Here is a 12,655-nt window from a genome sequence, read left to right as displayed (position 1 = left end):
AAACCCGCAACCTTGCGGCTGCGGGTTAAGGTTGCCTTGCGGAGAGAAAGGGATTCGAACCCTTGGTGCCCGCGAGGAGCACAACGGTTTTCGAGACCGCCCCGTTCGACCACTCCGGCATCTCTCCGGGACCGCTGCAAAATTAGAATAATTATGCGATATTTAAACCGTCCATTAAATACCTGCCTGTATGCATCGCTTTTCTTACCTTCTCCTGCTTATTCCGCTAATGATCCTGCTGGCCGGATGTAATTCCGAAGCTCCCCTTATCACCGATAAAGCTGCCTATGTGGCCGAGACAGAAGCCTGGCGGCAGCAGCGCCTCGAAAGGCTGAAGAGTAAGAACGGCTGGCTCAGCCTGACCGGACTGTTCTGGCTGGAAGAGGGAGAGAACAGCTTTGGCTCGGATCCTTCCAACGATATCCGCTTCCCGGAAAAAGCCGCTGCCTTCTGCGGCACCCTGGTCCTGGACAGCGGGTCTGTCCGTCTTCGCGTGGCAGAAGGGATTTCCATTTCGGTCAATGACACGCTGGTGAGGGACATGAAACTGGCCAGTGACTTTGATAAGAACACCACCTACCTGCAGCAGGGCGACCTGGCCTGGAATATTATCAAGCGGGGCGTGCGCTACGGGATCCGGCTCCGGGATCACAGGCATCCCCGCATCGAAAAGCTGGATCACATCCCCTCCTATCCCATAAACACCGCATACGTGGTGGAGGCCACCCTGGAACCCTTCGAGGAATCAAAAACCATGACAGTGGCCACCCCGTTGGAGGGTTTTACAGAATCCTACGAGTGTCCCGGCATCCTGAAATTCAGGATCCAGGGCAAAAAGCTTTCCCTGCATCCCTTTATTTCGGGCGAAGGATATTTCCTGGTAATTGCGGACGAAACTTCCGGTCTGGACACCTACGGTGCAGGCAGGTTCATGTATGCCACCCCCGACTCCGCCGGCCGGATTATCCTGGATTTCAACAAGGCTTACAATCCCCCCTGTGCCTTCAGTCCCTTTGCCACCTGTCCGATGCCTCCCAGGGAGAATTTCCTGCCGGTGGCCATTGAAGCCGGTGAAAAGTCGGTCCACCTGCAGTAAGTGCAGGCAAGGTTTTCTGCCTAAAGGTTTGTTCGCTGAGGCTTATTGAAGTAAATTGCCTGTATCAAGCTGTTTTTGAACGGATCCTATGAGTGAAAGCATCACGAAAATCGAACTGATTAAGCTGAACATCCCGTACAGGGAGCCCTTTGTAATCTCCCTGGGAGTCATTCCGGAGGCCACCAACGTGGTGGTCCGTATCCATACCGGTGCCGGGCTGACCGGCACCGGGGAGTGCGCTCCCTTTGTTTACATCGTGGGGGAAACCCAGGAGACAGTCTTTGAACTGGGAAAACAGGTGGGCAAAATGCTGCTTGGCAGGGATCCTTTTGCCATTGAGGAAAGGCTCCGGGAGATCGACCGGGCCGTAAAAGGGAACCCCACCATGAAAAGTGCCTTCGATATGGCCCTGTATGACCTGCTGGCACTACGGGCAAATATGCCGCTCTATCAATTACTGGGGGGAAGCAAGCACAAGAAGGTCCATACGGATATGACCATCAGCATCGGTGATCCCGAAAAAGTGGCGCGTGATGCTTTAGAATTTAAGAAAGCCGGTTTCCCGGCCATCAAGGTGAAGCTGGGAACCACCACCCGGGAAGATGTGGCCCGGATCCGGGCCATCCGGGAAGCCGTGGGCCCCGGCTATCCCATCCGGATCGATGCCAACCAGGGCTGGGACAGCATTACGGCCATTGAAACCCTGAAAGCCCTGGAGCCCTTCGGCATTGAACACTGTGAAGAACCCATCCCCCACTGGAACAACCGGGAACTGGTAAAGGTCCGGGAACACAGTCCCATTCCCATCATGGCCGACGAATCGGTCTTTGACCACCACGACACCTTCCGCCTGGCCAGCATAGGGGCCTGTGATTACTTCAATATCAAATTCTCCAAATCGGGCGGGATACACAATGCCCTGAAAATTGTGGCGGTTGCCGAGGCTGCCGGCATCAAATGCCAGGTGGGATGCATGTCTGAATCGCGCTTTGCTCTGACCGCCCTGATGCACCTGGCGCTGGCCCGCGACAGCATTGTCCACTACGATATGGACTCCTCCCTGATGCTGGATGCTGATCCGGTTACCGGGGGCATCGAATACCAGGGAGCAGGCCTGTGGACACTTGGGGAGAGTCCGGGAATCGGGGCCGGTTTTGACGACGTTTATCTGGAGTCCCAGGAAAAAATTATTATATCTTAAGCCGGGACTATCCTATGAATAAAGCGGACGGGCAACATATCATGGAAAGCAGGACCGGCACCACGGTGGTCCTCGATGGAAAGAGCTACCTCTATTTTGCAGGAACCAGCTATTTCCAGCTGCATTCCCATCCGGAGGTAATCAGGGCTGCCAACGAGGCTACCAGTAAATACGGAATTGGGAGTGCCACCAGCAGGGCACTCACGGGCACCACTCCCCTGCTGGAGGAGATGGAGGAAAAACTGGCCAACTTTTTTAATACCGAGGATGCCGTTTACCTTCCTTCAGGTTACCTGTGCAGTCTGGCAGGTTTGAAAGCCCTCGATGAGATGGGCCTCTTCCAGGTGATCTTCCTGGACGATAGTTCGCATTACAGCCTGGTGGAGGGGGCTGCAGCCACCGGAAAAGAGGTGATCCATTTCAGGACCCGGGATCTGCAGGATCTGGAAGATAAAATGAAGAAGCACCTGGGAAAAGCTCAGCGCCCCCTGGTGGCCAGTGATGGCCTGTTCCCCGTCATGGGAACACTTGCCCCTGTCAGAGAGTATCTGAACATGGCCAGAAAATTTGACGGGGTGGTTTGGATCGACGATGCCCATGGCGTGGGAATTCTGGGAGTGCACGGAAGGGGAAGCTGTGAAGCACTGGAAACACCGGCCAGTGAGATATACCTGGGTGCCACCCTCTCCAAAGCCTTCGGGGCATACGGGGGCATCGTGGCCGGTAACAGAGATTTTATTGCGAAAGTCCGTTCCGGAAGTGTCCTGACCGGTTCGAGCGCTCCCATGCATGCCGCGGTGGCTGCAGGCATCAGGGGACTGGAACTGGTCCAGGGGAATCACAGCCTGAGAAAACAGCTGTGGAACAATGCTTTATACCTGAGAGAAAGTCTCCAGCATATTGGAATCAAGAGCGAAACCATCTACATCCCGAAGATTCATGGAACCGTTCCCATCTTCTCCTTTTCCCACCGGGATGCTTCCACCATGAAGAAGATCCATAATTTCCTGCTCGATCAGGGCATCTATACCCAATATACCTCCTATAAAGGGGCCGGGGCCGAAGGGATTCTGAGAGTAGTGGTGAGCTCTGCTCATAAAAAGGTGGAGATTGTAAGGCTCACTCATACCCTGAGAGAGGCCCTGCACTCCCTCAAGCCATAGCAAAGCCAAGCAACAGATAGATCAGTACCGTCAGGGTTCCTGTTAGCAGGGCATAGGGTAATTGGGTCTTTACATGATCGATATGATCGGAAGCCGATGCCATGGACGAGATCATGGTCGTATCGGAAATGGGCGAACAGTGGTCGCCGAAAACGCCTCCTCCCATGGTGGCCGCCACCACCAGGAACAGATTCGCCCCGTGCATTTCAGCCATGGGCAGTGCAATGGAGATCATAATAGCAAAGGTGCCCCAGGAGGTCCCGGTGGAAAAAGCAATAAAGGAGGATAAGATAAACACAACGGCAGGCAACAGGGCGGGCGAGAGCCAGCCCTCGGTAATGCCCGCCACATATTCGCCGGTTCCCAGAGTATTGCAAACATGACTGATGGAGAAGGCCAGCATCATCAGAAGCGCCAGGGGCATCAGTTCGCTGATCCCTTTGAGGATCAGGCTCACCATCTTTTTCACCTTCATGATACCCTGGACGCGGTATAGTATCATGGCTACCAGTATGGAACAGGTCACTGCATATAAAACGGCCGAGGATCCCGACCCGCGTCCCAGCGCGCGGGCAACATGGTCCATGAATCCGGCGGGTTCCTCCACTTCTCCCCAACCTGTGTATACCAGGAAAACGATCATCATCACCACCATGGTGAGCAGCGGGATCACCATATTCATGGCCCTGGGCCTGATCCCCTCTTTCATTTCCATGGAAGTCACCTCATCCGATACCAGGGGCCTGGAACCGTCGTTCAGTAGTTTACCCGTCACCCGGGTACGTTTCTCGGCCCGGGCCATGGGACCGAAATCCCTCCGGGTGATAATCACCAGGAAGACCATCAGGATGGCAAGCATGGGATAAAAGTTGAAGGCCATGGCAGAGATCATGGTCCGGAAAGGCGCCTCAATCCCCTGTGCAAGTAAAAGCCCCATGATAAAGGCTCCCCAGGCATTGAAAGGGATCAGGATGGAACTGGGAGCCGAACTGGAATCGGCAATATAGGCCAGCTTCTCCCGGGGGATCTTCAGCCGGTCGAATACCGGACGGAAGAGGGTACCTACGGTGAGGGAGCTGATGCTGGTCTCGATAAAAAGCAGCACCCCGATAAACAGGGCCATCAGCTCCACCACAATCCTGCTCTTCCCGCTCTTCTTCTGCTCCATGGCATGAAGCATTCTGTCGATCCCTACAATAAAGCCCCTGACACCCCCTGAATATTGTATAATAATCAGCAGGGCACCTACCAGGGCACTGAACATGATGGTCCGGGTATTGCCGGGGCTCTTAAATACCTCCACAAAGCCCTCCAGGGTGGCCAGGGTTCCCTGCAGGGGGTTCCAGTCGCTGATGATCAGCCAGCCCAGCCATATTCCCACCACCAGGGAAATATAAACCTGCCTGCTTCGTAAGGCCAGTATGATCGCCAGCAGCGGAGGGAGGACGGAGAGAACCCCAAAGTCATTCATCTGACTAAAATAGTGATTATGCGGGAAACTTAAACTACTGCGGGTTCCAGCAGCCTGAAACTGTTCTTATCTGCATCCAGGGCTGCCCGGATCCCGGTGGGGATGGTCACCATCCGTTTGATATGTCCGAAGGAGAGTCCGTAGGAGACCGGTATACCCAGGGGTTTCAACAGGTCGTCCAGCGCCTCCTTCAGTGAAAGGGAGGGTGCTTCATTCACATTGCAGTCGCCGAATACCCCCATAACGATGCCTGCAGCGTCCTTCAGGTTGGTTCCCGAGAGCAGGTGAAAGACCATTTTATCGACCCGGTAGGTCTTCTCATCCACTTCCTCCAGGTAGACCATCCTGTTTTCAAAGTCCGGTTCAAAGCGTGTTCCGATCATGGAATCAAGCACAGAGATATTTCCACCGGTCAACAGGCCTTCCGCCGTCCCTCCGTTCAGGGTATAAGGATCAAACTCGGGCTTGTTCCTGGTCCCTTTCTCTCTCCGGTACGGGTATTTATAGCTTTCTTCGGGCTCCAGCAGGACCTTTTGGATGGATTTTTTGCTGAAGCGGTTAAAATCAGAGATCCCCACCGGACCATGAAAGGTTACCAGGCCGGTCTCCTGATTAATGGCCGTAAGCAGGGCCGTAATATCGCTGTAGCCCATAAAGACCTTGGGGAAACGGCGGATCAGCTCATAATCCAGCAGATCCAGGATCCGGATGGACCCATAGCCCCCCCGTACACACCAGATGGCGTCCACGTCTTCCCGGGTGAACATCTCCATCAGTTCATCGGCCCGCTCCTGGTCCCTACCGGCAAAATAGCCGTATTCCGATAAAACAGAATCCATATAAGTGGTGCGGAAACCCATCGCCTCCAGTTTGACAATGCATTCGGTCAATTGCTCTTCACTTACCGGGCTGCCGGGGGTAACCAGTCCGATTCTTCCGCCTTCTTTCAGGCGGGCGGGCAGAATCCGTTCCATGGCTCTGCCGGAAGGTGCACTGTCAGCTGCTGTTCCGGGGAGCGTTCTCTCAGCTGCTTGTCCGGCAAGAGCGCCTGCTTTCAGGCCGGAGGCCGAAGCCAGGGTCATGGCTGTCAGGACCCCTGTCTGTTTTAAAAATGCTCTTCTGTCTGTCATAGGTGATTTCTGGTTTTCCGATCCATCAGGACTTTGACCCGGTCCCCCGGGCCTGCAACTTCCTGATCCCGATACCGGGGAGTTCATTCAGGGTCACCTTCCCGTCGATCACCTGCATTCCTTCGTAGAGGTCATTGCTGATCAGCAGATTTCCGTCCAGGTCGGCCCAGTCCACCAGGGGCGACAGCTGGGAAGCAGCCGACACGGCACAGGAGGTTTCGGTCATGCAACCAATCATCACCTTCATATCCAGGGCCCTGGCCACGGTGATCATCTTATGGGCCTCGCGCAGGCCGGTGCTCTTCATCAGCTTGATATTGATCCCGGAGTAGACCCCTTTAAATGCGGCCACATCGCCCAGCCGCTGAAAGGCTTCATCGGCAATAATGGGCAGGGGACTGTGGGCGGTCAGCCAGGCCATATCCTCCACGGCATCCCTGGGAAGGGGTTGCTCCACAAATTCAATTCCCTGTCCGGCCAGCCAGTGGATCATCTCCAGGGCCTGATGCTTATCACTCCATCCCTGATTCACATCCACATAAACGGGTACATCAGTGACCGATCGTACGGTTTCAATCATCTCCCGGTCGTTGCCTCCGCCCAGCTTCACTTTCAGGACCCGGAACCGGGCGGCTTCTTCCGTCTTGAGCCGGACCACTTCAGGCGTGTCGATCCCAATGGTGAATGAAGTATTGGGGGTGTAGCGGGGATTGATCCCCCAGAGCCGGTAAAGAGGCTGGTTCACCAGTTTCCCAATCAGATCATGCAGGGCGATATCCACACAGGCCTTGGCCGCACGGTTCCCTTCCTCCAAGGAGTCCACATAGGCCAGGATATCATCCAGCATAAAAGGATCCTTAAACTGTTCCAGGTCCACCTTGTTCAGGAATTTGAGCACCGAGGCCTGCGATTCCCCCAGGTAGGGCGGCATGGATGCCTCCCCGTAGCCGGTCAGTCCCTCATACTCAATTTCGGTGAGTACCACCGGAGTGGTGTTCCTGGAGTTTCCGGCCACCGTAAAAGTGTGGCGGAGCTGCAATTCATAGGGCCTGAATGTCAGTTTCATTTTCCCATTGCCAATCACAGCCGGAGCTGCAGTCCCCCCGCTCTTCTGGCAGGCGGTCAGTGGAAGGGTGGTGGCCAGCGAGGCCATCCCCATGCTTTTCAGGAAGTTTCTTCTCTTGTGTTTCATTCCTTGCTGGCGATTATCTCTTTATAGAAGCTGTTCTCCGATATGGGCTGAAAACCCTCGTATTCCTCCCCAAGGAGGCGGACCGCCCTGACGAAAATCTCCGGGTAAGTTTCAATATAATGTTCGCGGGTGCTGTCCATGCTGTTGATGCTGACCCGCTCGTGGTAACCGGCGGAATGAATATACTCACCCTTTCCGATATACATGGCCACATGGGTCACATTCTCCTTTTCTTCCTCCGTGGCCTTCCGTCCAAAGAACAGCAGGTCCCCGGGCTCCAGACCGTCCGGCACAAATACGGTGCCCAGTTCCCTGCCGATCAGGGCCTGCATATCTGCATCCCGCGGAAGCTGAATTCCATTCAGAAAATAGACGTTGCTTACCAGTCCGCTGCAATCGATGTTTTTCGAGGAGGTCCCTCCCCAGAGGTAGGGGATTCCATGGTATCTCAATGCCGTCTTCACCAGCATCTCCGGAAGTGGTTCCTTGTAAAAGATCTCTTCTGCGGGGACCAGCTCTTTGCTCCTGACCCAGCCCTGGCGTCCATCGGGGTACTCAACCCGGGTAAATCCGGATTGCTCAGTGACTTTGCTCAGGATGTTTCCGATAACCAGGTCGCTCACCGGCATGGAAGCTTCATCTGCTTCGCTGTACGACAGGCCATACTGGGCGTTAAAAATGACCTTTTCAGCCTCCCTGTAGGCCTCCAGGCCCTCCCGGTCCAGGGGATGCACTTCAGCGCTGTTCACCCAGCCCATATACCCGTCCGGAACCTGGACCAGGCTTTTCCCACCCCTCGATTTCAGGATGCGCACCGGGGCCCCCAGCAAGGCCTGGGTAACCAGCTCTCTGGTGCTGCTGGGTTCCCGGCGCAAATGGATCACTGAATTGTTGACCAGGGCATTTACCGCCGGGCCCGGATCCTCTTCCGAAAGCAGGACCACTTCAAATTTTATTTCGGGATAACGGCTTTCCAGTTCCCGGACCACGGCCTCATAAGTCTCCCTGCTGCTAAGCTCTCCCAGCACCACAAGACTTCCATCCTGGTCCTCCGCACTTAGCTCCCACCACTGGATGCGGTCATCAGGGACATACTCCTGTCTGAGCTGATCCAGCAGGGTATTTAATTCCGAAACCCTTTTTGAGGTCTCTGAGGTACACGCTCCCAGGAGCACCGCGGCCAGGAGCAAAACCATCCAAATTCGACGAGATCTGTCCATCTTATATCCTTTCTTTCCTGTAAAAATAGCATTTAAAAAAATACCAGTTGAAAAAAGTATATTTGAGAAATAATCCGCACACGATGAAAATACACCTCTGGGCGCTGCTGGCCCTTGCCTCCCTGTATTCCTGTCAACCCGCACCAAAAAATCCGGCCCCTGATTCGGGAAAGATCATTTTTACACCTGCAGATCAGCAGATTCTGGAACAGGTTCTGGACCTCTGCTCCGCCGGTCAGGAGGCCACTCTGGCGGATCTGATGATAAAAGTGGGGCGCTTTTTTCTGGGAACGCCCTATGTGGCCCATACCCTGGAAAAAGAGGAAGAGCAGCTGCTTATCAATTTACGGGAGATGGACTGCACCACCTACGCGGAAAACTGTCTGGCGATCTCCAGAACCATCCGAAGCGGAAAGCCAAGCTTCGAACAATTTACCGCAGAATTACAAGGCATACGTTACCGGGACGGTATCCTGGACGGCTACCCCTCCAGGCTGCACTATTTTTGTGACTGGATTTACAACAATCAGCAGAAGAAACTGATCGAGGATATCTCTGAAGAGATTGCTCAGACGCCTTTCCCCAAAGAGATCAATTTTATGAGCAGCCATCCCGATAGTTATGTACAATTAAAAGAGGATGCCCGGATGGCAGAAGTGATGGCTGAACAGGAAAAAGAAATATCGGCCAGGGAACTGTTCTACATTCCTGAAAGCAATCTGCCGGAGGTGGAAAGCAGGCTGATGGACGGCGATATCGCCGGGATCACTACCAGCATTGACGGCATCGCCATTCAGCATGTGGTACTACTGATCCGGACAGACGGCCGGATCCATATGATGCACGCCTCATCGCTGGCCGGAAAGGTGGTGATTTCAGAATCGACCCTGGAGGAGTATCTGCGGAGCATTAATTCCGCTACAGGCATCATGGTCGCCCGCCCCCTGTAGTCAGAAACATGGTTCCCAAAGGTCCTAGGGTTCCTCATGTTCGGTGCGCCGGATAATCTCCTCCTGCAGCTCCGGCCCCAGATCATTAAAATAGTCGCTGTAGCCCGCCACCCTTACGATCAGGTCCTGGTATTTCTCCGGGTGCTTCCGGGCATCCCGGAGGGTATGGGCCGATACCACATTAAACTGGATGTGGTGCCCGTCCATCCGGAAATAGGAGCGGATCAGCTGGGTCACCTTGCGAATACTCCGCTCATCGGAGAAAAAGTCCGGGGAAAATTTCTGGTTGAGCAGGGTTCCCCCGGTTTTCAGGTGATCGATCTTCAGGGCCGAATTGAGCACAGCCGTAGGGCCTTTCCGGTCCATTCCCTGGACGGGGGAGATCCCTTCGGAAAGCGGCTCCCGGGCCAGGCGGCCATCGGGGGTGGCACCGCAAACCTTTCCAAAGTAAACATGACTGGTTGTGGGCAGCATATTGATCCGGTAGGTGGCGCCCCGGGGACTCTGCCTGCCATTCACCGCCTCATAGAAGGCATCAAAGACCCGGCGGGCATACTGGTCGGCCAGCTCGTCGTCGTTGCCGTATTTGGGGGTATCGTACAACAGGGCAGCCCGGAACTCGTCGTGCCCTTCGAAATTATCTGCCAGCACCTTCAGACAGGTCTCCATGCTTATGGCCTCCCTGTCAAAGACATGGTATTTGATGGCCGTAAAGATATCCGTGATGGATCCCAGGCCCACTCCCTGGATGTAGTTGGTGTTATAGCGGGCCCCGCCGGCATTGTAGTCCACTCCCGAACTGATACAGTCATCAATAAGCAGGGATAAAAAAGGAGCAGGAAGATGCTGAGTGAATATCTGCTCAATCATATTGCTGCCGGCAACTTTGATGTCAATAAAGTGTTGCAGCTGTTTCCGGAAGGCTGCTTCCAGATGCTCGAATTTTGTGAAGGTGCGGGCATCGCCCGATTCGATCCCGATCATCCTGCCTGTCTGTGGGTCAGTCCCGTTATGGAGGGTAATCTCCAGCACCTTTACCAGGTTGAAATAACCGGTAAGGATATAGGCCTCGGTTCCAAAGGCTCCGCTCTCCACACAACCGGAAGCCCCGCCATTGCGGGCATCCTCCAGGGTTTTCCCCTGCCTCACCAGCTCCTGCACGATGGCGTCCGTATTAAAGATGGAGGGCTGGCCAAAACCGGTCTTTACGATCCTGACCGCCCGGTCCACGAAATGATCAGGATTCTTCCTGCTCACCTGCACCATCGAGGAGGGTTGCAAAAGCCGCATCTCCTCGATCACATCCAGCAGGATATAACTCAATTCATTCACCGCGTCGGATCCGTCCGTTTTTAGTCCCCCCGCATTAATCAGGCAGAAATCGGTATAGGTGTTGCTCTCTTCGGCTGTCACCCCCACCTTGGGAGGAGAAGGGTGATTGTTGAATTTGATCCAGAACGATTGCAGCAGTTCAATGGCCGACTCTTTGTCCAGTTTGCCTGATTTAAGACCGGCCCTGTAGAAGGGCAGCAGGTGCTGGTCGAGCCGGCCCGGATTGAAAGAGTCCCAGGGGTTCAGCTCCGTAATCACCCCCAGGTGTACAAACCAGTAATATTGCAGGGCTTCATGCATGGTCCGCGGGGCCTTTGCCGGTATCCTGCGGCAGATGGCGGCCATTTGCGCCAGCTCCTTCCTGCGCTCCTGGTTCTCCTCCCCGGCTGCAAGCTGGTCAAGTGCATCAGCATGCCGCTCCGCAAACATGATCAGGGCCCCGGCAGCAATCTCCATGGCCCTGAGTTCCTCTCTTTTCGCGTAGGCAGCCGGGTCCTTATAAAGATCGAGCTGCTCCATGGCTGCCCTGACCTCCCCGATCAGGTCTTCCATCCCCTGGTGGTAGATCTTGCTTCCCAGCACCGTATGGCCCGGAGCCCGCTGCTCCTGGAATTCAGTAAATACCCCGGCCTGGTAGGCTTCGATCCATGCCGGCTCCATATTCCTGAAAACCCGCTCCCGGTTGGTCCGTCCCGTCCAGTAAGGAATAATGACCTCCTCGAAGGCCCTGCGGGTTTCCTCATCGACCCTGAAAGAAACTTTTTCCCTGGCATTCAGAATCTCCAGGTCCTTCAGGGAATGCAGGTTGATCTCGGGATAAGTGGGAGTTGCCTTGGGCGCAGGTCCCCGTTCCCCTACAATCAGTTCCCCCTGGTTAATACATATAGACTTATGGCGGAGGATGTAGGCAAAGGCCTTTGCCCGCTGAACGGGCACCGCTTCCTCCGCTGCACTCAGCTCCCTGTAGTACTGAGTCACCAGCAATGCGCGTTCGGCCGAAAGCCGGTTAACTGCCTGCAGGCTCTCCTCTCTTAACTTCTTTATTCTGCTGTTCATTCTGTTGGTTTGTTTATGCCCGGGCATCATCTGGTTTACCCCCCGATTATCACTTCCAGACCTGTCTGCCTGAATTTTTCTTTTAACTGATGCATCATCTGCTGATCAGGTTCAATCGCATCCGCAAGATGCTCCTTCATATGCAGGCGCCGGTATTTATTACTGGCAATCCGGTGATAGGGAAGCAGGTGCACTTCTGTCATTTTTTCTGCCCGCTCCTTCAGAAAACGGATCATTTCAGAAAGCTCCCTGTCGGAAGTATTGATCCCAGGTATTACAGGGATTCTGAAAATCACCTCTGCTCCCTGCTCCAGCAACTTATCTGTATTGGAGCGTATGAGTCCGTTTTCCACCCCGGTATACCTGACATGGAGCTCCGGGTCCATATGCTTCAGATCGAAAAGGAAAAGATCTGTGAAGGGCAGGATAGCTTCGAATTGTTCCCAGCCGGCATAGCCTGAAGTATCCACGCAGGTGTGAAGGCCATGCATCTTGCAGGCCTCCAGCAGCTTCAGGAGCCCTTCAGCCTGCATAAGCGGTTCTCCCCCCGAGAATGTGACCCCTCCGCCCGACTCCTCATAAAAGGGCACGTCTCTCAGAAGCTTCTCGGTCAGCTGATCCAGCTCCATTCGTTCCCCGTATATTCTTTTTCCTGCCAGCTTTTTCCCGTTCACCTTTCTTGTAATATCAACAGTTACCGGTTCCATCTCCTGGCTTTCCGGATTATGGCACCATGCACACCGAAGGGGGCATCCCTTCAGAAAGACCGTGGTCCGGATCCCGGGCCCGTCATGTACCGCAAAGCGTTTGATATCAAAAATGGTCACCATAAAAGCGCGAAAAA

General features: G+C 54.5%; 10 protein-coding genes and 1 tRNA gene. 4 read left to right on the top strand and 7 right to left on the bottom strand.

From position 1 onward, the window contains the following. Window positions 1-39 precede the first annotated feature (39 nt). Window positions 40-127 (bottom strand) — tRNA-Ser (locus P1P86_12065). A 63-nt stretch (window positions 128-190) separates the two neighbouring features. Here P1P86_12065 and P1P86_12060 point away from each other — a divergent pair. The 3 genes from P1P86_12060 to P1P86_12050 all read left to right on the top strand — a co-directional run bounded on the left by P1P86_12060 (window position 191) and on the right by P1P86_12050 (window position 3,460). Further along, the gene (locus P1P86_12060) at window positions 191-1,096 is read left to right on the top strand and encodes a DUF1684 domain-containing protein (GenBank protein ID MDF1575912.1); all 906 of its coding nucleotides are present in this window, start codon (window positions 191-193) and stop codon (window positions 1,094-1,096) included. A gap of 88 nt (window positions 1,097-1,184) precedes the next feature. Then, on the top strand, window positions 1,185-2,297 hold the full coding sequence (locus tag P1P86_12055) for a dipeptide epimerase (protein MDF1575911.1): 1,113 nt from the start codon (window positions 1,185-1,187) through the stop codon (window positions 2,295-2,297). Window positions 2,298-2,311: 14 nt separating this feature from the next. Next, entirely contained in the window at window positions 2,312-3,460 is a 1,149-nt protein-coding gene (locus P1P86_12050; GenBank protein MDF1575910.1) for a pyridoxal phosphate-dependent aminotransferase family protein, read from the top strand. Here the strand turns inward: P1P86_12050 and P1P86_12045 are convergent. Genes P1P86_12045 through P1P86_12030 form a run of 4 tightly spaced genes read right to left on the bottom strand, consistent with a single transcriptional unit; the run spans window position 3,450 to window position 8,473 of the window. Continuing rightward, window positions 3,450-4,931 carry a Na+/H+ antiporter NhaC family protein gene (locus P1P86_12045; protein MDF1575909.1) on the bottom strand — a complete coding sequence of 494 codons (1,482 nt, stop codon included), beginning with the start codon at window positions 4,929-4,931 and terminating at the stop codon, window positions 3,450-3,452. The genes P1P86_12050 and P1P86_12045 overlap by 11 nt on opposite strands. 29 nt (window positions 4,932-4,960) lie before the next feature. Further along, complete coding sequence (locus tag P1P86_12040; protein MDF1575908.1) at window positions 4,961-6,061, bottom strand: LD-carboxypeptidase; 1,101 nt, start codon at window positions 6,059-6,061, stop codon at window positions 4,961-4,963. 25 nt (window positions 6,062-6,086) lie between these two features. Next, window positions 6,087-7,253, bottom strand: coding sequence for a dipeptide epimerase (locus tag P1P86_12035; GenBank protein ID MDF1575907.1), 1,167 nt, complete (start codon window positions 7,251-7,253; stop codon window positions 6,087-6,089). Next, a complete protein-coding gene (locus tag P1P86_12030) occupies window positions 7,250-8,473 on the bottom strand; it encodes a C40 family peptidase (protein ID MDF1575906.1) in 1,224 nt (407 codons plus the stop codon). The genes P1P86_12035 and P1P86_12030 overlap by 4 nt, the downstream gene beginning before the upstream one ends. An 83-nt stretch (window positions 8,474-8,556) precedes the next feature. Between P1P86_12030 and P1P86_12025 the strand changes: the two genes are divergently transcribed. Further along, window positions 8,557-9,423 (top strand): DUF1460 domain-containing protein, encoded by an 867-nt coding sequence (locus P1P86_12025; protein MDF1575905.1) that lies wholly within the window; start codon window positions 8,557-8,559, stop codon window positions 9,421-9,423. Between the two features lie 24 nt (window positions 9,424-9,447). Here the strand turns inward: P1P86_12025 and P1P86_12020 are convergent, their stop codons facing one another. Then, window positions 9,448-11,811, bottom strand: coding sequence for a glycyl radical protein (locus P1P86_12020; GenBank protein MDF1575904.1), 2,364 nt, complete (start codon window positions 11,809-11,811; stop codon window positions 9,448-9,450). A gap of 35 nt (window positions 11,812-11,846) precedes the next feature. Next, window positions 11,847-12,641 carry a glycyl-radical enzyme activating protein gene (locus P1P86_12015; protein MDF1575903.1) on the bottom strand — a complete coding sequence of 265 codons (795 nt, stop codon included), beginning with the start codon at window positions 12,639-12,641 and terminating at the stop codon, window positions 11,847-11,849. Window positions 12,642-12,655 lie beyond the last annotated feature (14 nt).

The sequence above is a fragment of the Bacteroidales bacterium genome, assembly GCA_029210725.1.
Taxonomy (GTDB): Bacteria; Bacteroidota; Bacteroidia; order Bacteroidales.
This window is presented reverse-complemented; position numbering and strand designations above follow the sequence as displayed.